General features: G+C 61.6%; 16 protein-coding genes and 1 pseudogene. 12 read left to right on the top strand and 5 right to left on the bottom strand.

The window, feature by feature from the left end; translation table 11 throughout:
• Window positions 1-12: 12 nt before the first annotated feature.
• Window positions 13-987, bottom strand: a complete 975-nt coding sequence (locus tag ACSQ16_RS01695; protein ID WP_435988451.1) for an IS110 family transposase — start codon at window positions 985-987, stop codon at window positions 13-15.
• Between the two features lie 110 nt (window positions 988-1097).
• Window positions 1098-1298, bottom strand: a pseudogene (locus tag ACSQ16_RS01690) (helix-turn-helix domain-containing protein); the annotation flags it as partial.
• 225 nt (window positions 1299-1523) lie between these two features.
• Between ACSQ16_RS01690 and ACSQ16_RS01685 the strand changes: the two are divergent.
• The 3 genes from ACSQ16_RS01685 to ACSQ16_RS01675 are packed head-to-tail and all read left to right on the top strand — an operon-like array spanning window position 1524 to window position 5199.
• Window positions 1524-2030 carry a 2Fe-2S iron-sulfur cluster-binding protein gene (locus ACSQ16_RS01685; RefSeq protein WP_243263557.1) on the top strand — a complete coding sequence of 169 codons (507 nt, stop codon included), beginning with the start codon at window positions 1524-1526 and terminating at the stop codon, window positions 2028-2030.
• The gene (locus tag ACSQ16_RS01680) at window positions 2027-3013 is read left to right on the top strand and encodes an FAD binding domain-containing protein (protein WP_243263556.1); all 987 of its coding nucleotides are present in this window, start codon (window positions 2027-2029) and stop codon (window positions 3011-3013) included. Before ACSQ16_RS01685 ends, ACSQ16_RS01680 begins: the two co-directional genes overlap by 4 nt.
• The gene (locus ACSQ16_RS01675) at window positions 3010-5199 is read left to right on the top strand and encodes a xanthine dehydrogenase family protein molybdopterin-binding subunit (protein WP_243263555.1); all 2190 of its coding nucleotides are present in this window, start codon (window positions 3010-3012) and stop codon (window positions 5197-5199) included. The genes ACSQ16_RS01680 and ACSQ16_RS01675 overlap by 4 nt, the downstream gene beginning before the upstream one ends.
• Window positions 5200-5214: 15 nt before the next feature.
• Here the strand turns inward: ACSQ16_RS01675 and ACSQ16_RS01670 are convergent, their stop codons facing one another.
• Both ACSQ16_RS01670 and ACSQ16_RS01665 read right to left on the bottom strand, forming a co-directional pair.
• Complete coding sequence (locus ACSQ16_RS01670; protein WP_243263554.1) at window positions 5215-6612, bottom strand: amidohydrolase family protein; 1398 nt, start codon at window positions 6610-6612, stop codon at window positions 5215-5217.
• On the bottom strand, window positions 6612-7307 hold the full coding sequence (locus ACSQ16_RS01665; RefSeq protein WP_243263552.1) for a GntR family transcriptional regulator: 696 nt from the start codon (window positions 7305-7307) through the stop codon (window positions 6612-6614). Before ACSQ16_RS01665 ends, ACSQ16_RS01670 begins: the two co-directional genes overlap by 1 nt.
• A 200-nt stretch (window positions 7308-7507) precedes the next feature.
• On the opposite strand from ACSQ16_RS01665, the gene ACSQ16_RS01660 reads away from it, so the two are divergent.
• The 9 genes from ACSQ16_RS01660 to ACSQ16_RS01620 all read left to right on the top strand — a co-directional run bounded on the left by ACSQ16_RS01660 (window position 7508) and on the right by ACSQ16_RS01620 (window position 17117).
• Window positions 7508-9073: an ABC transporter substrate-binding protein gene (locus ACSQ16_RS01660; RefSeq protein ID WP_243263551.1), complete on the top strand. Its 1566-nt coding sequence runs from the start codon at window positions 7508-7510 to the stop codon at window positions 9071-9073.
• A 61-nt stretch (window positions 9074-9134) separates the two neighbouring features.
• Complete coding sequence (locus tag ACSQ16_RS01655) at window positions 9135-10121, top strand: ABC transporter permease (protein ID WP_093928663.1); 987 nt, start codon at window positions 9135-9137, stop codon at window positions 10119-10121.
• Between the two features lie 10 nt (window positions 10122-10131).
• Window positions 10132-11055, top strand: coding sequence for an ABC transporter permease (locus ACSQ16_RS01650; RefSeq protein ID WP_243263548.1), 924 nt, complete (start codon window positions 10132-10134; stop codon window positions 11053-11055).
• Window positions 11056-11064: 9 nt separating this feature from the next.
• Complete coding sequence (locus ACSQ16_RS01645; RefSeq protein ID WP_243263547.1) at window positions 11065-12030, top strand: ABC transporter ATP-binding protein; 966 nt, start codon at window positions 11065-11067, stop codon at window positions 12028-12030.
• The gene (locus ACSQ16_RS01640) at window positions 12027-13064 is read left to right on the top strand and encodes an ABC transporter ATP-binding protein (RefSeq protein ID WP_243263546.1); all 1038 of its coding nucleotides are present in this window, start codon (window positions 12027-12029) and stop codon (window positions 13062-13064) included. The genes ACSQ16_RS01645 and ACSQ16_RS01640 overlap by 4 nt, the downstream gene beginning before the upstream one ends.
• 4 nt (window positions 13065-13068) lie before the next feature.
• On the top strand, window positions 13069-13704 hold the full coding sequence (locus ACSQ16_RS01635) for a flavin reductase family protein (RefSeq protein WP_243263545.1): 636 nt from the start codon (window positions 13069-13071) through the stop codon (window positions 13702-13704).
• On the top strand, window positions 13701-14441 hold the full coding sequence (locus ACSQ16_RS01630; protein ID WP_243263544.1) for an aspartate/glutamate racemase family protein: 741 nt from the start codon (window positions 13701-13703) through the stop codon (window positions 14439-14441). Before ACSQ16_RS01635 ends, ACSQ16_RS01630 begins: the two co-directional genes overlap by 4 nt.
• A 13-nt stretch (window positions 14442-14454) precedes the next feature.
• Entirely contained in the window at window positions 14455-15660 is a 1206-nt protein-coding gene (locus tag ACSQ16_RS01625) for an amidohydrolase family protein (protein ID WP_435988450.1), read from the top strand.
• Window positions 15645-17117 carry an amidohydrolase family protein gene (locus ACSQ16_RS01620; RefSeq protein ID WP_243263542.1) on the top strand — a complete coding sequence of 491 codons (1473 nt, stop codon included), beginning with the start codon at window positions 15645-15647 and terminating at the stop codon, window positions 17115-17117. The genes ACSQ16_RS01625 and ACSQ16_RS01620 overlap by 16 nt, the downstream gene beginning before the upstream one ends.
• On the opposite strand, the gene xylB is transcribed toward ACSQ16_RS01620, so the two are convergent.
• Window positions 17109-18551 carry a xylulokinase gene (gene xylB, locus ACSQ16_RS01615; RefSeq protein WP_243263541.1) on the bottom strand — a complete coding sequence of 481 codons (1443 nt, stop codon included), beginning with the start codon at window positions 18549-18551 and terminating at the stop codon, window positions 17109-17111. The two genes, ACSQ16_RS01620 and xylB, sit on opposite strands and share 9 nt — an antisense overlap.
• Window positions 18552-18573 lie beyond the last annotated feature (22 nt).

The following is an 18573-nucleotide window of genomic DNA, read 5'->3' as shown; positions in this document are numbered from 1 at the left end:
CGTTTCCATCGCCTACAGCGTTCGGGCCATCTTGTTGGCCAGTGCGATCGCCGCCAGCTTGCGGGGCTTACGTTGAAGAATGGAATGTAGGCAAGTCCCTGGGGTTGTTCCTTTGCGGGTTGCCCACCGAATAGCTGACATTGCGCCGATGATTAGTAGTCGCCGGATATCCCGTTGCCCCATCTTCGACGTTCGGCCCAAGACCTGTTTGCCGCCAGTAGAATGTTGTCGTGGCACAAGCCCCAACCAAGCAGCGAAATCCCGACTGCGCTTAAAAGCAGAGAGAGATGGAGCAAAAGCCTCTATCGCCATTGCGGTAATGGGGCCAACTCCCGGCATAGTCATCATCCGTAATGAAGCATCAGTTTGGGCGGCTTCTTGTTTCAGCGTCGCCTCCAACTTCAAAAGGCGAGATGATAGATCATCAATTTGCTCAAGATAGGTGCGAGCTGTTTCGACAACCAACGGCTCCACTTCAGCTGCGGCCTCATCAATCAACCGCCGGATATTTGCCAGATTGGACATGCCTTGCGGTGCGATCAACCCGTGTTCTGCCAGATGCGCACGCAGAGCGTTGATCGTTTGCGTTCTTTGCCGGACGAAAAGCTCTCTTGTCCTGAAAACCATAGCGCGCGCTTGTTGTTGCGGCGACTTCGGTTCAACAAATCGCATAGTCGGCCGGCTGGCTGCTTCGGCTATGGCTTCTGCATCAGCGGCATCATTCTTTTGGCGCTTTACGAAAGGCTTAACGTACGCAGGTGGCACCAGCCGTACATTGTATCCCAAAGCATCTATTTCACGGGTCCAGTAATGTGCTGTAGCACAGGCCTCCATCGCCACTACACAGGGCGGCAGGTCCGCGAAAAATGCCAACACCTGGCCCCGAGACAGCTTTTCGCGAATAGCAATGCCGCCATCAGCCGTGGCACCTTCAACCTGGAAAACCCGCTTTGCCAAATCCAACCCAACAATGGTAACTTGTTCCATGGATGCTTCCTCCTATTAGTGATGTGACCCACATCACCTTGGCACATTGCGATGCCGTCGGGAGGGGGTATCCACTCCATCAGTTCTCAGTGACAATCAACAGTTTGCATCAGGTGCGCGGCGGCACCGTAATAGCCATCGCATCCAGGCATGTTTTCGTCCGAGAAATGGTTACGCTTTAGCTCGCGAAATATCGTTGATCTGCAGCGCTTCAGAACGCGCTCCATCTCGTCAACTGGGACCTTCGCGTGTCTCCAGCGTTCTATCTTGCGTCGTTCTGTGATACTGAGTTGGTCGTAAACGGCTCCCATACCGCTTTCTCTCATTAGATAAGCTACTGTTTTCTAACAAGAGTCGCACTTGAGGGTAGCGCGCCCCCGTAAAACAAAATCACCCATAGGGTTAATTATGTAACCTTATCTCCTTCAACCTTAAAAATCTCCGCGCTTGCCGCCTAAGGCCGCCGACCTAAGTCCGGTTTAGCCAATAGCCGGAGGGCTTCGTCCCCTGGCCCCATTTAGCCAGAGGAATTTGCCGTGGAAACCAATCTGACAATCAATGGCACCGAACAGCGGCTGGACCTTGATCCACGCACCACGCTTTTGGATGCGCTGCGCCACCATCTTGGGCTGACCGGCAGCAAAAAGGGCTGCGATCATGGGCAATGCGGCGCTTGTACCGTCATGGTGAACGGTCGCCGGATCAATGCCTGTTTGACGCTGGTGTGTATGCATCACGGCGATGAAGTCACCACTATCGAAGGATTGGGCCAACCCGGCAATCTTAGCCCCCTCCAAGAAGCTTTCGTCAACGAAGACGGTTTTCAATGCGGCTATTGCACCCCCGGTCAGATCTGTTCGGCCACTGCGATGCTCAAAGAGATCTCTGACGGGTGGCCCAGCCATGTGACCGATGATCTGGACGGCAAAGCCAAGCTGACGGCCGAGGAAATTTCAGAACGGATGAGCGGCAATCTCTGCCGTTGCTCGGCCTATCCAAATATCGTCGAAGCGATCCGTAAAGCGGCGGGAGAGAACACATGAGACCATTCGATTATACCCGTGCCGACACCTCCGAATCCGCAGCGCGGCAGGCCGCCAGCGGAGGGACTTTCATCGCCGGAGGCACCAATCTGCTGGACCTGATGAAACTGGAGGTCATGGCACCCGAGGCGTTGATTGATATCAATCGCCTAGACTTGGGAGCGATTGAAGAGACGGATGATGGCGGGCTGCGTATCGGTGCGCTAGTCAGCAACAGTGATCTGGCAAATGACGCCCGTATTCGCAAAGACTGGCCAGTGCTGAGCCGCGCTTTGCTGGCCGGGGCCAGTGGGCAGCTTCGCAACAAGGCGACCACTGGCGGCAATCTATTACAACGAACGCGCTGCCTGTATTTCTATGACCGTGCCATGCCCTGCAACAAACGCGAGCCGGGCGCAGGGTGTTCGGCGAAAGACGGGTTCAACCGCATTCTGGCGGTGCTCGGCACGTCGGAACATTGTATTGCGACCCATCCCAGTGACATGGCCGTGGCCATGCGTGCGCTTGGGGCCGAAGTGGAAACGTTAAATGAAGATGGCAGTACGCGCCGCCTTACGCTTGATGACCTCTATCTGCTGCCGGGCGACCGACCAGATCAAGAGACCGTACTTGAACCGGGCGAGTTAATCACCGCCGTGGTATTGCCCGCCCCCGTGGATGGAAAACAAACCTACCGCAAGGTGCGCGATAGGGCGTCTTATGCCTTTGCTTTGGTGTCTGTCGCCGGGATCGCCAAACTTGAAAATGGGCGGATCGCCTGTGCCAATCTGGCTTTTGGCGGGCTTGCCCCGAAACCCTGGCGCAATGCCGAGGTTGAGGCCTTATTGACCGGCGAAGCCCCATCCGAAGACCTGTTTAACAAAGCCGCCGATCTGCTGCTTGCCGACGCCCAAGGCTATGGGGCGAATGATTTCAAAATCCCCCTAGCTCGTCGCACATTGGTGTCGGTGCTGAACGAACTGACACAGGAGGCACAGCAATGACCGAGCAATTTAAAATGGACGCCCCTGCCACGGCACGCAGGCTTGATGACATGGCCCAGGGTCTTGTCGGTGCGCCGCTTGACCGGCCCGAAGGGCCGCTGAAAGTGACGGGTACCGCGACCTACGCTAATGAATGGCAAGTTGGGGGAATGGTGCATGGTGTCATGGTCCGCGCGCCCGGCAACAGTGGGCGGGTGGTTTTGGCAAACTGCGATGCCGTAGAGAAAATGCCCGGCGTGCTGGCCGTGATCCAAGATGACCGCCTGCTGCGCAATCCCGCGCAGGGCACGGCGAACAAGGCACCGATACAGGGGCCTCAGCATGTAGCTTACCTTGGCCAACTGATCGCCGTGGTGGTGGCCGAAGGCTTTGAGCAGGCCCGACACGCAGCACAGTCCTTGCAGGTGCAGCTAGAAAACGGCGAGGTCATGCCAGTCGACCCCGCCACCGCAGCGGTGGAGCCTCAAGAGGCGAAAACGCTGGATCAAGGCGATCTGGATGGCGCTATGAAAGACGCGGCATTCTCCGTCGATGTGACTTATACCACGCCTTCGCATTCCAGCTCCCCCATGGAGCCGCATGCCTCTATTGCGTCATGGCAAGGCGATGACCTGACCCTGCGTGGCAGCTATCAGATGTTGAAATACAACCGGAATGAGCTGTCGGATGCGCTTGGCATTCACCCCGACCGGCTGCGCATCCTGTCGCCCTATGTCGGCGGCGGCTTTGGCTCGAAACTCGGGATCGCGCCCGAGGCGGTCGCAGCGGCAATTGCAGCGAAAAAGGTGGGCCGCCCAGTATCGGTCGCTTTGCAGCGTCCGCAGGTCTATGAGGCGACGATGCGCCGTTCTGAAACCACACAGCGGGTACGTCTTGCCGCCGATGCAGAGGGGCGTTTGACCGGGCTCGGCCATGATGCGCGCGTCTCGAACCTGCCCGGAGAGACTTTTGCCGAACCGGTTTTGCAGGCGTCGCATTTTCTCTATGCCGGGGAGAACCGCAAAATGTCGATGGATCTAGCGCGGGTGCACCGCCTCTGCGCAGGGTCTGTCCGCGCGCCGGGCGAAGCGGTCGGCGTCACCGTTTTTGAGGGGGCGATGGACGAATTAGCTGTCCAGATCGGCATGGACCCGGTTGAGCTTCGCCGCCGCAACATTCCTGAAAAAGACCCCGAAAGCGGGAAGGAGTTTTCATCCCGCCGTTTCCTCGAAGCGCTCGACAGCGGTGCCGAAACCTTTGGCTGGGCCAACCGGCCCGGCGTCAATGAACGGCGCGAGGGGGAATGGTTGATCGGCTATGGCATGGCTTCGGCGGCACGGGTCAACGTGCTGATGGAAAGCCAAGCGCGGGTGACCTTGACCCCAGAAGGCCGGGTGCGGGTCGAGACGGATATGACCGACATCGGCACTGGCACCTATGCAATCCTCGGGCAAATCGCGGGGGACATGCTAGGTCTGCCGCGCGATGCCGTGGATGTGGTACTGGGCGATACCGCCCTGCCCCCGGCCTCGGGCTCCGGCGGGTCTTGGGGGGCGTCGTCGAGCGGCACCTCGGTTTATCTGGCCTGCGAAGCGATCCGGAAACAATTGGCCGAGCGGCTGGAGGTGGATGAAAACGACCTCACGCTGAAAGACGGCATGGCCACTTTCGACAATCAGGTCCGGAGCCTGAGCGATATCCTTAACGGGGATGAGATTGCCAAGCTCGGTCATGTGCTGCCCGGGGACACTTCAGAGGCGGTACGGCAGGCGACCTTTGGCGCCTATTTCGCCGAAGTCGCAGTGCATGCCGCCTCGGGCGAGACGCGGGTGCGGCGGATGCATGGCACCTTTGCCGCCGGTCGGATCCTGAATGCAAAGACGGCGCGGTCGCAGTGTTTGGGCGGTATGACTTTTGGCATCGGCATCGCGCTGACCGAAGAGATGGCCTTTGACCCGCGCGACGGCCATGTGGCCAACCACAACCTTGCCGAATACCACATCCCGGTGAACGCCGATGTGCCGCAACTGACCGTCGATCTGCTGGAAGAGCGGGACGATTGGGCCAACCCGCTTCAGGCGAAGGGGATCGGTGAGTTAGGCATCTGTGGCGCGGCTGCGGCGATCACCAATGCGATCTACAACGCCACCGGAGTGCGGGTGCGCGACTATCCCGCCACCTTGGACAAGGTGATTGCGGGCATGTGAGTTAGAAGGGGCGGCCTAACCCGCCGCCCCCTGCTCTGCCAACAGATGCGTCAGGTCACAACGGGCCACGGCCTCCTGCAGCTCCTGCGCTGCTGCATCAAGGATTGCCCCCTCGTCCAGCGCCGTGCGGCGGTTTTGCATGCGGATCTCGCCATTCACGATCACCGTATCCACATCCGCCGCATTGGCAAATTGCGCCACGGTCGTCAGAGGCATCATTGGCGGATAGAGATGCGGTTTGCGCCGGTCCAGCAGGATGATATCGGCCTTCTTGCCCACTTCCAGTGACCCGAGCTCATCCTCCAGCCCAATGGCCTTGGCCGCGTCGATGGTGCACATTTCCAAGACGTCGAGCGGCATCATCACCTCGGGGTCGCGGAAGTGGCGGCGGTGGTAGTGCAGGCATTGGGCCATGTGGCGGAACATGTCATAGCCCCGATCCGGTGCCGCCGCGTCAGAGCCAAGGGCGACATTCACCCCCATTTCGCGCAGTTCCGGCGCGGGGCAGCGGCCCAACACCGACATGATAGCCGACGGATTGTGCACAATAGACGCGCCACTGCGTTTTGCGGCCTCCATGTCTTCGGCGGTCAGGTCAACCGAATGCGATAGATAGGCCCAGGGACCGAGGATGCCAAAGCTTTCGGCAAGCGCAATCGAGCCTTCGCGGTGCCCGTCTTGGGTAAAGCGCAGGCCGTGCTTTTCGCGCAAGGCCATGGCCGCGTCGCACATCTGGCAGATCTCGTCGGGGTCTTGCGTGGCCTCCGCGGGGGAGTAGACGGGCATGATCAGGCAGATGCCGGTCCGGCTGTCCAGCAGATCGTTGTGATTTTGCGCCAACTCACCGCAAACCGCCATTTGATCCTCGAATGACAGCGTAATGTCACGCGCCAGATCAAGGCTTGTGTAGCGTTTCGGAAAAGGCCGCCGGTTCAGACCGACAGCAAGCATCGTTCTAATGCCAATCTCACGCGTGGCGGCGCAGTGCAGATCGCCCGCTTCGGTCGTATCGGTGCGGTAATGGTCCGCCCCGCCACCGAGCAGCATGGTGCAGGTGGTGATCCCGGCCTTCAACCGTTCCAGCCCCGACAGCCGTGCTTCGGCCTGCCAGAAACCGGGGGTGGAGCCGCGGGTATAAATGTCTTCGCAGGCCTGAAACCACGCATCGCCATCCCCGCCGCCAAGATTACGGGTCAGCCCGTGGCCCGCATGGGCATGACTGTCAATCAGTCCCGGCAGCGTTATCATATCCTCGCCCGCGATCCGGTCAGCCTCGATCGGCACACTGATTTCTGAGGCAGGGCCAACGGCGGTAATCCGGTCCGCCTCCATTAGGATTGTTGCGTTCTCGATGACGCGGCGGGCGGGGTCCATCGTGATTGCAGTGGTGTTAGTTATCGCGCGTGTGGTCATCACAGTTCCTTGCCCAATGCAGCGCCAAGCACATCGTCCTGCGGGCCGGTGCCATCGCCTGAAGCCTCAAGCTCCAGCAGTCGCTCAGCTTCTATTAGATGCGCGTCCATCGCGGTTTTGGCGGTATCAAAATCGCCTGCCGCCAGTGCTGCGACGATTGCAGCGTGTTCATCCGGGCCGCATTGAGCGTCGCATTTGGGTTGGAACACTGCTGTGACCAGCGTGCTTTTTGATACAAGGTCGCGCAAAATATCGGCCAAATGCGGAGAAGCGGCAAGTTCGGCCAAAAGCATGTGAAACGCCCCAGAAAGACGGATGATCCGCGCGGTGTCACCCTCGGCCAACGCTTCGCGCTCTTCGGCGATATGCGTCTCTAGCGCCGCCAGTTTATCTTGGGCGCCGTGTTTTTGAAGGGCCTCAATCACGCCCCGCTCCACCACCCGGCGGGTAAAGAAAACATCGCGGGCCTCGTCAACCGACGGTGTCGTGACAAAGGCGCCCCGGTTGGGGATGTGACTGACCAATCCATCATGGGTCAACTGATCCAGCGCCCGACGAATGCGCGGGCGACTGACGCCGAAAATCTCGCACAGGCGCTCTTCTTTCAGTCGCGTGCCGGGCGGCAAGCGGCGCTCGGCGATGGATTTCCAGATTCGTTCGTAAATCTGCTTTTCCGTAAGCTTTGCTTCCTTCACCTGCCGACCCCTTATAAATTGTTCTTTTCTGAATCTGCTGCAATTGTCGTCGAAATGCCCGATATTGTGCAAGCAATTTATGTGTTCAAATATTGTTAACAATAATTGTAGACAGAAAATCGGAATCGTGCCAGCCTGTCTTTAGTCGCTGTATTGCAGGCCCGCTATGCCCGCTTGGCAGCATGAACAGGGAGATAATAATGAAACCGCGCAACCTTCTATTAACCTCGGCACTGGCGCTGGCCTGCGCCGGCACCGTACAGGCCGAAACCTTCCGGCTCGGTACGAATGGTGACCTTTACGGCCTTGACCCGCACTCGATGACCGACAGCTTTACCGTGTCGTTCCTGAATCACGTCTATGAGGCGCTGGTGCGTTATGATGCGGATCTCAAGATTGAGCCGGCCTTGGCCACAAGCTGGGAGCAGATCGACGAGACCACCGTGCGCTACACATTGCGCGAAGGGATCAAGTTCCACGACGGTCAGGACTTCTCGGCTGAGGATGTGGTGGCATCGGTGAAACGCGCGGCGCATGAAGACTCGCCCATTCGCGGCAATATCGCCGGGCTGGTCGACGCCAAGATGGTCGATGAAATGACGGTCGATCTGATGCTCGACGGGCCAAACCCGCTTCTGAACAACTTCCTGACCAACGTGCTGATCTTTGACAGCGGCTGGCTCGAAGAGCATGACGCGCTTGACCCGATCGACGCGCAGAAGGGCGAAGAGGGCTACACGACCTCGAATGCCAATGGCACCGGACCCTTCCGGTTTGAATCCCGCACCCCCGACGCGCAGACTGTGCTGACCGTGAACGAAAGCTGGTGGGACGAGCCGCAGCACAACCTGACCCGGATCGAGTTGAACCCGATCAACTCCGACGCGACCCGCGTGGCAGCGATGCTGTCTGGCGAACTCGACATGATCTTCCCCTCCCCCCTACAGGACGCCAAGCGGATCGAGTCCACCGACGGCATGCATGTGTTGGAAGCCCCCGGCCTGCGCGCGATCATGATGGGCATCAACATGTCCGACAAATCCAACAACCCCAACCAAGACGGCAACCCGCTGCAAAAGGTCGAGGTCCGTCAGGCGCTGGTCCATGCGATCAGCTATGACCTGCTGCGCGACAAGATCATGCGCGGCAAATCCCGCAACCTTGGTGGGCTGGTCGCCCCGCAGGTGCCAGGCTTTGACGAAGGTGTCGATGCGATCCCCGCCTATGACCCCGAAAAGGCCAAGCAGATGCTGGCCGATGCGGGCTATCCCGAAGGCTTTAGCTTTAACATGAACTGCCCCAATGACCGCTACGTCAACGACGCGGCGATCTGTCAGGCGCTGGCCGCGATGTTCGCGCGTGTTGGTGTAAAGGCGGATCTCACGGCAGAGACCAAGGCGATCCACTTTGAGCGCGCCCGCGCCAATGAGACCGATATGTTCATGCTGGGCTGGGCGACGCTGCCAATGCTCGACGGCTACTCGGTCCTCTCGGCCATGCTGCACACCCCCGGCGGGCAGATGGGCACATGGAACCCCGGCGGCTATTCCAACGCCGAGGTCGACCGTTTGACCCAAGCTGTGGCCACCGAACTCGACGCCGAGAAACGGCACGAGATGATGGTCGAAGCCTTCCGCATCGCGGATGAGGAAGTGGCTTGGCTGCCCCTGCATGCACAGCCCCTCTCATGGGCCGCGCGGGATGCCGTAAAGATCCCCCAGACCGCGGATGACAAGCCGCGCCTCTGGCTCGCCCGGATCGAGTAACCTCCCCCGGCGGGCGACCTCCCCACGCCCGCCACCCTTTCCTTGCCAGCCGGAGGCCAGCATGTTTGCCTTTCTTATCCGCCGTATCATTCAGGCCGCGCTGGTGATGCTCGTCGTCGCCTCGATCGCCTTTTTGATGTTTCGCTTTCTGGGCGACCCGATTTCCAATCTTCTGCCCGAAGATGCCACCGTTCAGGACCGCGCCGAGATGCGCGAGAAGATGGGGCTGAACGATCCCGTTCTGGTGCAATACGGGCGCTTTATCGTCGATGCCGCCCAAGGTGACTTCGGCCAATCCTACCGCAACAACCGCCCCGTGTCGGACCTTCTGGCCGAACGCTTCCCTGCCACCGCCGAGCTGGTGCTGGTCGCGGCAAGCCTCGCGCTCGCGCTTGGCATCCCCTTGGGCATCTATACCGCGCTGAACCCGCGCGGCTGGCTGAGCCAGGGGTTGCAGGTGGTCTCTCTCTTGGGCATCTCGGTGCCGACATTCGTGACCGGCATCCTGCTGATCCTTGTCTTCTCTGTCACCCTCGGCTGGCTGCCCAGCTTCGGGCGCGGCACGGTGGTTGATCTGGGCTGGTGGACGACGGGTTTCCTCACCACTTCGGGCCTCAAAGCGCTAATTCTGCCCGCGATCATGCTCGCCCTCTTCCAGATGACGCTGATCATGCGGCTGGTGCGCGCCGAGATGCTGGAGGTGCTGCGTGCCGATTACATCAAGTTCGCCAAGGCGCGGGGCATTCCCAACCGGATGCTGCATTTTAAATACGCGCTGAAGAACACGTTGATCCCGGTCATGACGATCTTTGGTCTGCAACTGGGCGGGCTGATCGCCTTTGCCATTATCACCGAGACGGTCTTCCAATGGCCGGGCATGGGTTTCCTGTTCATTCAGGCGGTGAATTTCACCGACGTCCCCGTCATGGCCGCCTATCTGGTGCTGGTGTCCTTCATCTTTGTCGTCATCAACACGCTGGTTGACCTCTTGTACAATGTCGCCGACCCGCGCCTGCGGGCCGAGAGAACGCCCGCGCGCGGCGTCTGAGGAGCAGAATATGTCAAACTTCATGCCCATGCTGTACGCCTTCTGGGACAGCGATATCACCTACAGTTTCCGCAAATCGCGGGTGGCTGTCATCTCGGCGCTGGTGCTGCTGGCGATGTTCCTCACGGCGATCTTCGCCCCAAGCCTCGCGCCTCAGAACCCTTTCGACATTGCAGAGCTGGACCTTTTCGATAGCGAATTGCCCCCGTTTTGGGTCGAGGGCGGCAGTACCGCTTATCTCCTCGGCACCGACACGCAGGCCCGTGATGTGCTGTCGTCGATCATGCATGGGATGCGGATTTCGCTGCTGGTCGGTTTCGCCAGTGTGATCCTCGCCGCTGTGATGGGGGTGGCGCTCGGCCTTCTGGGCGGCTTTCTCGGCGGGATCGTCGATGCGGTGCTGATGCGGATCGCCGACGTGCTGTTGAGCTTCCCGCCGATCCTCGTGGCGCTGCTGATCAATGGCATCCTACGCGGTGCGCTGCCAAGTTCGGCGCAGGCGGAGTCGGCGCTGATCGTGCTGATCCTGTCGATCGGCCTGACCAACTGGGTACAATACGCCCGCACCGTGCGCGGCTCGACCATGGTGGAACGCCGCAAGGAATATATCGAGGCGGCGCGCACGCTCGGCACCGGTAAGCTGGCGATTATGATGAAGCATATCCTGCCCAACGTGCTTGGCCCGGTGCTGGTGATCGCCACCATCAACCTTGGCATGGCAGTGCTGACCGAAGCGACGCTGAGCTTTCTGGGTGTCGGAATGCCGCCCACCCAACCCTCGCTCGGCACGCTGATCCAGATCGGCAACGAATTCCTGTTCTCTGGCATCTGGTGGGTCGTCGTCTTCCCTGCCGCGGCACTGGCGATCCTCGTGTTGGCGGTGAACCTGCTGGGCGACTGGCTGCGCGATGCGCTTAACCCCAAATTGCGGTGAGGTACCCCAATGTCACTTCTTGAACTGGACAATATCGTTGTCGAATTCCCCACCCGCCGCGGCCCGTTGGAAGCCGTCAAGGGGCTGAGCCTTGATCTCGACGAAGGCGAGATCCTCGGGCTGGTCGGTGAATCCGGCGCAGGCAAGTCGATCACCGGGGCGGCGATTACCGGGCTGATCGAACCGCCCGGCTTGATCCGCTCGGGCGAGGTGCGCCTGCGTGGCGCACGGATCGACAACCTGCCCCCCGAAAAGATGCGCCGCATCCGCGGCAAGGAGATCGGCGCGATCTTCCAAGACCCGCTGACCAGCCTCAACCCGGTCTATACCGTGGGCGAGCAACTCGTCGACACGATGCGCGTGCATCTCGGTCTCGACCAGAAGGCGGCCCGCCAGCGCGCCATCGACTGGCTGGCCGAAGTCGGCATCCCGGCCCCCGAGGCGCGGCTCGACCAATATCCGCACCAGTTCTCGGGCGGGATGCGGCAGCGTGTGGTGATCGCGCTGGCGCTTTGTGCCGAGCCGAAGCTGATCATCGCGGACGAGCCGACCACGGCGCTTGATGTGAGCGTGCAGGCGCAGATCCTTGCCCTGCTGAAACGGCTCTGCCGCGAGAATGGCACGGCGGTGGTTCTGGTCACCCACGACATGGGCGTGATCGCCGAGACCGCCGACCGCGTCGCGGTGATGTACGCCGGGCGGCTGGTCGAGATCGGCGACGTTAAACAGGTCATCGAAGAGCCGCTGCACCCCTATACGCGGGGCCTGATGGCCTCGATCCCGCAGATCGGCAACCGCGACCGCCGCCTCACGCAAATCGAGGGCGCGATGCCCGGCCTGCGCAACCCCGCCCCCGGCTGCGCCTTTGCCCCGCGCTGCCCGCGTGCGATGGAACACTGCCACAGCTTGCGCCCCGCGCCACAGGATGCGGGCACCGGCCAAGTCGCCTGCCACCTTTATGGAGAGACAGCATGACCCCACAGATCGCCCCCGATGACATCCTGAGCGTGCAGAACATCTCCAAACGCTTCGACGTGTCCGAACCCTTTCTGAACCGTCTGATCGAACGCCGCCCGCGCCGCATCCTGACGGCGGTGAACGACATCAGCTTTGACGTGCCGCGTGGCAAGACCTTTGCCGTGGTGGGCGAGTCCGGCTGCGGCAAGTCCACCGTGGCGCGGTTGCTGATGGGGCTGCACACGCCAAGCGCGGGCGCCATCCGCTTTGAGGGGACAGACATCACCCATATGCCACCCGGCAATCCCCCCGAACTGCGCCACCGGATGCAGATGATCTTTCAAGACCCTTATGCCTCGCTCAACCCGCGTTGGCGGGTGCGTGACATCATTGGTGAGCCGCTAAAGAACTTCGGCATCTGCAAGACCCGCGCCGAGGTCACCCGCGAAGTGGAAAAACTGCTGAGCCAAGTGGGCCTGAACCCTGCCGACGCCAAGAAGTTTCCGCATGAGTTTTCGGGCGGCCAACGCCAACGCCTCTCGATCGCCCGTGCCCTCACGACACGGCCCGAACTGCTGATCTGTGACGAACCCACCTCAGCGCTGGACGTGAGTGTGCAGAGCCAGATCCTCAACCTGATGAAAGACCTGCAGGATGAGTTCAACATGAGCTACATCTTCATCAGCCACGATCTGGCGGTGGTCTGGTACATGGCCGATGTGCTGGCGGTGATGTATCTTGGTAAGATCGTCGAGGTCGGCCCCAAGGAGCAAATCTTTGAGAACCCGCAGCACCCTTACACGCGTCTGCTGATGGAAACCGTGCCTAAACTCACTGTCGGCGGCACCGAACGGACCCCGGTGGCGGGCGAGGTGCCGAACCCGATCTCGCCCCCGCCCGGCTGTTCGTTCCACCCGCGCTGCCCGCTGGCGAATGACACCTGCCGCAGCGTGGCACCGGCATTGCACCTGCGCGCGGGCGGTCAGAAATCGGCCTGTCACGCGGCGGACGAAGGGCGGCTGCCGACATGGCTGCGGCTGGCGGCGGAGTAGCGGGATGGAATTTGACTTCACCACTCTGCCCGAGCGCGACCGCTACCGCCTGCTGTCCAGCTTCGTCGCCCCGCGCCCCATCGCGCTGGTCACGACGCTTTGCCCCGATGGGGTTGCCAACGCGGCCCCCATGAGCTTTTTCAACGTCTTCTCGCAAGAGCCGCCCATTGTGATCCTTGGCATCCAGACCCGGCCAGATGGCACAGTCAAAGACACGGTGAACAACATCAACGCGCGACAAAGCTTTTGCGTCAACATGGTCGACATGGCGCTGGCCGAAGCGATGATCACCTGCGGCATCAGTTATGAGCCGGACGTGGACGAGATCGCCACCGCCGGGCTGACCATGACGCCGGCCAGCCAGATCGAAGGCGGCTGGATCGCGGAAAGCCCCTGCGCCATGGAATGCGTGGTGGCCGAGACCATCAGATACGAGCGGCGCGAGATCATTCTGGGTCGGGTCATACAGATGCATATCCGCGACAACTGTCTTGATGACGCAGGCCGCTATGTGCGCCCCGAGAACTACCAGCCGATCGCGCGGCTGCATGCTGACAATTACATCACCTCTGACCGACAGTTCGAGCTGAGGGCCCCCGCCCAGCCTCCCGCTGGCGTGACACGGAAAGCCGCCCCATGAAAATCCACCTCATCAATCCAAACTCGACCGTGGGGATGACCGAAGCCATCGCCCGCACCGCCCGCGCCCATGCCGGGCCGGGGATCGAGATCATGGCCGTGACCGCGCACGGCACGCCGCCCAGCATCGAAGGCTATGCCGACGAGGCCCGCGCCGTGCCCGCCATGCTCGACGCCATTATCGCCGCTGAAGCGCAGGGCGCCGTGGCCCATGTGATCGCCTGTTTCGACGATCCCGGCCTTGACGCCGCGCGCGCCGTGGCCATGGGGCCGGTGATCGGCCTGTGTGAAGCCGCGCTGATCGCGGCCGGAAGGATCGCCAAGCGCTTTTCCGTGGTCACAACCCTGCCCCGCGCCGTGCCGATCATCGAAGACCTTGGGGATCGCTATGGCTGTGGCCGGGCGCTCTGCGCGGTCCATGCCGCCGACATCCCGGTGCTCGACCTTGAGTTCGCCCCCGTGCAAACTCTGCCCCTCATTGCCCGCAAGATCCGCCAGTCGGTCGAAGAAGATCGGGCCGAAGCCGTGGTCCTGGGTTGCGCAGGCATGAGCGCGCATTTGGAGCAACTGGGCCGCGACGCCGGGGTGCCGGTGATCGACGGCGTGGGCTTTGCCATTCGCATGGCCGCAGGCTTGGCCGCCACGGGGCTGTTGACCAGCAAGGCAGGTGCCTACGCCCTGCCCCGCGTGAAACAAGCCGCTGAAGCGCCGCCGCGCCTAGCCCCCCTGACAAGATAGACTGGACCAGAAAATGACCAAGCCCCTGCTGCTCAAGAACCTGCGCCTGATGGGTGCCGCGAAAACCGACGTATTGATCGAAGACGGGCGCATTGCCCGGATCGCTTCTGAGGTCACGCCCTCTGGCGATGTCACCGTCGAAGACTGCGACGGTGCGCTCGTCCTGCCCGGCCTTATCGACGCCCACGCGCATCTCGACAAGACGCTTTGGGGCATGCCATGGCATCCGCACCAGCAGGGCAAAAGCCTACAGCAGATGATCGACACCGAGCGTCATCTGCGCCACGAGCTGGACATGGACGCGGAGCGCCAATCGTCGCGGCAGGTGGCACTGGCGCTGTCCAAAGGCACCACGGCGATCCGCAGTCATGTCGATATCGACACCGATCATGGGTTGACCCTGTTCGAAGGGGTCGCCGCGACGCGGGACCGCTACGCCGAGGTGATGCAGATCGAGATCGTCGCCTTCCCGCAATCGGGCATGATGATCCGCCCCGGCACGTTTGAGTTGATGGACCAAGCCCTGCGCGACGGGGCCGAGATTGTCGGCGGGTTGGACCCCTGCGGCATTGACCGTGACCCCAAAGGACAGCTTGATGCCGTTTTTGGCTTGGCCGAGAAACACGGCAAGCAGATCGACATTCACCTGCACGAGCCGGGTGAGATGGGCGCATTCAGCCTTGAGATGATCCTCGATCGGACCGAGGCGCTGGCGATGCAGGGTAAGGTGACGGTCAGCCATGCCTTCTGCCTTGGCATGAACGATCAGGCGCGGGTCGCCGCACTGCTTGACCGGATCGCGGCGTTGGACGTGTCGCTGGCCACCACCGCGCCTGCCTCGCGCCCGGTGCCTTCGGTCGCGGCCTGCCGTGAACGGGGCATCGCGATCTGCGCGGGTAATGATGGCATCCGCGATACGTGGACGCCTTACGGCAACGCCTGCATGTTGGAACGCGCAATGCTCGTCGGCCTGCGCAACAATTTCCGCGCCGATGTTGAGGTCGCCTGGTCGCTCGACACCTGCACGACTGAGGGCGCGCGAGTGATGGGGCTTGAGGGCTACGGCCTCACCGAAAGCAGCCGCGCCGATCTGGTGCTGGTGGATGTTGAGGCAGTCTCGGAAGCGATCACTCTGCGCCCGCCGCGCCGGTTGGTCATTTCCGGAGGTCAGATCGTGGCGCGTGACGGCGTGGCGGAGGCGACATGGCAAACGGCATGAAGCGCACGGCTCTGACCGCCGCTTGGGTCGTCGGCCACGCAGACGGTCAGCACTGTCTCTACCGCAACGGTACCGTCGTCGTTGAAGGTGAGAAAGTACTGTACGTCGGCCATGACTTCGACGGCGAGGTGGCAGAAACCATAGACTTTGGAGAGGCGGTGATCGGGCCGGGGTTCATCGACCTAGACGCGCTGGCCGACCTCGACACCACGGTGTTGAGCTATGACAACCATCCGCCAGAGTTGAAGGGCCGGGTCTGGCCAGAAAGCTACATGCGGGCCGGGCCGCGCGAGATGTATTCGCCCGACGAACTGGCCTTTCAAAAACGCTACGCCTTCACACGGCTTATTCGCAACGGCATCACCACGGCACTGCCCATCGCTTCGCTGTTCTACCGCGCTTGGGGAGAGACTGCGGAAGAGTTTGACGCCGCGGCGGATGCAGCAGCGGACCTCGGGCTGCGGGTCTACCTTGGCCCCGCCTATCGCAGCGGCAATCTGGTGGTGAATGCGGAGCGGCAGATCGGTTTTCACTATGACGAAGCGCGCGGGTTTCAGGGGCTTGCAGATGCCGAAGCCTTCATCACCCGCCATGAGAACACCCACGGCGGGCTGATCCGCACGATGCTGGCGCCCGACCGGATCGAAACCTGTACGCCCGACCTCCTGGCCCGAAGCGGTGCCGCCGCACGCGCCCATAACGTACCGATCCGGCTGCATTGCTGCCAGTCGCGGCTGGAATACGATCTGGTGTTGCAACAGCACGGCAAAAGCCCGCTGGAATTGCTGCGGGACACCGCCTTCTTCGCCCCAGCAACGATCCTGCCGCATGGTCTGTTCCTATCGGGCGTCAACGGGATCACCCATGACGCGCCGGACCATGACATTCTGTGCCAATCAGGCGCGGCCTTGGTGCATTGCCCGCTGGTAATGGCGCGGGGCGGGAAGGTGATGCAGTCCTTTCCACGCTTCCGCGACCTTGGGGTGACCATTGGCATGGGCACCGATACGCATCCGGCGGATATGATACAGAATATGGCGATTGGCGTGATGACGGCCCGGATTGCCGAAGGGAATGCGACCTGTGTGAGCGCCGCCGATTTCTACAATGCCGCCACTTTGGGTGGAGCGGAGGCGTTGAACAGGCCAGATCTGGGGCGGCTCGTCCCCGGTGCGGCAGCGGATCTGAATGTGATCCGCCTTGATAACCCCGACATCGGCCAGCGCATCGACCCGATCCAAACCCTGCTGCTGAACGGCTCGGGCCGTGATGTGTCTGACGTGATGATTGCCGGGCGATTCGTCATGCGCGATGGCATCATCCCCGGTGTCGATGAGGGGGAGTATCACCGCCGCGCGCAGGCGCAGTTCGATGGCATGGTGGCACAATATCCTGATCGGACGCTGTTTCATCCGCCGGTCGAGGAGATCTTCCCCACAAGCTATCCGCTAGGTTGACGCCCCATTCCAAGCGGCACGGTAGGCTGCGTAGCCTCTCGCATAGGCTGGTTTGAGTGCGGGATTGGGAGCGATACTCTTGCGGATTTTCGGGGGCACAATCACTTCTGGTTGCGCCACCTCACCGCTGCCCAGCATCGCCAGCCGCGCCGCCCCAAGCGCTGCCCCCTGCGCGCCACTTTCGGGCACGTCAAGGGTCAGGCCAGTGATATCGGCGATCATCTGAAGCCAGGTTTCCGACTTGCTGCCCCCACCCGCCACGCAGACACGCTCAGGCAGGGAGCCACAGTGTTCGAGCGCACGACAGCAATCGGCAAAGGCGAAGCCGACCCCTTCCATCACCGCTTGCACCATATCGGGCAACCCATGCGCGCGGCGCAGACCGTGGAAGGCACCGGTGGCATTGGGTGCGTTATGCGGGGTCCGTTCGCCCGAAAGATAGGGCAAGAAAGTGATTGGCGAGGGCTGCGCCACGTCCCCCACCATGCCCGCCAGCGCCGCCGGGTTCTGCCCGGTGATCTGCCCCAGCCAAGCCAGCGCATCCGTGGCCGATAAGATCACGCCCATCTGGTGCCATGTCTCGGGCACCGCATGGCAGAAACTATGCACTGCACTCTCGGTGTTACTGGCGAAACGGTCAGTCACGGTGAACAGCACGCCCGAGGTGCCGAGCGACAAAAACCCCTGCCCCGGTTGCACCAGCCCCAGCCCCACGGCGGTGGCAGCGTTGTCGCCTGCACCGCCCGCAACGGCGACGTTGCTGACACCCCAGTCGGCGGCCAGATCCGCCCGAAGCCCGCCCGCCCGCGCGCTGCCTTCGACCAAGCGTGGCATGTGATCGCGGGTCAGGTTCGCGGCGGCGAGCAATTCATCAGACCAATCGCGCTTTGCCACATCGAGCCACAGCGTGCCTGCCGCGTCAGACATTTCCGAGACGTGTTCGCCCGTCAGCCAAAGACCAACGTAGTCCTTGGGCAACAGAACTTTGCGGACCTGTGCGAAAACCTCAGGCTCATGTTTCTGCACCCACCGCAACTTGGGCGCGGTGAAGCCCGCCATGACGATATTGCCACCGAGCCCGCGAAAATCGGCACGCTCCTCCAGTTCCGCGCATTCGGCATGGGCGCGTCCATCGTTCCATAGGATTGCCGGACGCAGGGGCCGGTCATTTGCGTCAAGCAAGGTAGCTCCGTGCATCTGCCCTGAAACAGCAATGCCACGTAGGGCTGCGAATTCGGCGGGGGCGGCGGCGCGGACCTGCGCAATTGCACTCTCGCAGGCGGTGATCCATGAACGGGGGTCTTGCTCGCTCCACATCGGGTGCGGGCGCTGAACCTCCAAGGGGGCATGACCCTCGGCCAAGGGCCGTTGGCCTTCGTCGATCAAAAGCGCTTTGACGCCAGAGGTGCCAAGGTCCAAGCCGAGATAGGTCATGCGGTACTCGTTACTTCACAAA

Source organism: Sulfitobacter sp. SH24 (assembly GCF_965641895.1).
Taxonomy (GTDB): Bacteria; Pseudomonadota; Alphaproteobacteria; order Rhodobacterales; family Rhodobacteraceae; genus Sulfitobacter; species Sulfitobacter dubius.
The sequence above is the reverse complement of the archived record's forward strand: the minus strand, read 5'-3'. Positions and strand labels throughout refer to the sequence as shown.

What these genes read in the sequence shown, in the direction of transcription:
- ACSQ16_RS01680 (WP_243263556.1), top strand. Translation starts at nt 2,027, where the DNA reads ATGAGACCATTCGATTATACCCGTGCCGACACCTCCGAATCCGCAGCG.
- ACSQ16_RS01695 (WP_435988451.1), bottom strand. Translation starts at nt 987, where the DNA reads ATGGAACAAGTTACCATTGTTGGGTTGGATTTGGCAAAGCGGGTTTTC.
- ACSQ16_RS01630 (WP_243263544.1), top strand. Translation starts at nt 13,701, where the DNA reads ATGAAAATCCACCTCATCAATCCAAACTCGACCGTGGGGATGACCGAA.
- ACSQ16_RS01655 (WP_093928663.1), top strand. Translation starts at nt 9,135, where the DNA reads ATGTTTGCCTTTCTTATCCGCCGTATCATTCAGGCCGCGCTGGTGATG.
- ACSQ16_RS01660 (WP_243263551.1), top strand. Translation starts at nt 7,508, where the DNA reads ATGAAACCGCGCAACCTTCTATTAACCTCGGCACTGGCGCTGGCCTGC.
- ACSQ16_RS01640 (WP_243263546.1), top strand. Translation starts at nt 12,027, where the DNA reads ATGACCCCACAGATCGCCCCCGATGACATCCTGAGCGTGCAGAACATC.
- ACSQ16_RS01635 (WP_243263545.1), top strand. Translation starts at nt 13,069, where the DNA reads ATGGAATTTGACTTCACCACTCTGCCCGAGCGCGACCGCTACCGCCTG.
- ACSQ16_RS01645 (WP_243263547.1), top strand. Translation starts at nt 11,065, where the DNA reads ATGTCACTTCTTGAACTGGACAATATCGTTGTCGAATTCCCCACCCGC.
- xylB (WP_243263541.1), bottom strand. Translation starts at nt 18,551, where the DNA reads ATGACCTATCTCGGCTTGGACCTTGGCACCTCTGGCGTCAAAGCGCTT.
- ACSQ16_RS01675 (WP_243263555.1), top strand. Translation starts at nt 3,010, where the DNA reads ATGACCGAGCAATTTAAAATGGACGCCCCTGCCACGGCACGCAGGCTT.
- ACSQ16_RS01650 (WP_243263548.1), top strand. Translation starts at nt 10,132, where the DNA reads ATGTCAAACTTCATGCCCATGCTGTACGCCTTCTGGGACAGCGATATC.
- ACSQ16_RS01670 (WP_243263554.1), bottom strand. Translation starts at nt 6,612, where the DNA reads ATGACCACACGCGCGATAACTAACACCACTGCAATCACGATGGACCCC.
- ACSQ16_RS01625 (WP_435988450.1), top strand. Translation starts at nt 14,455, where the DNA reads ATGACCAAGCCCCTGCTGCTCAAGAACCTGCGCCTGATGGGTGCCGCG.
- ACSQ16_RS01620 (WP_243263542.1), top strand. Translation starts at nt 15,645, where the DNA reads ATGGCAAACGGCATGAAGCGCACGGCTCTGACCGCCGCTTGGGTCGTC.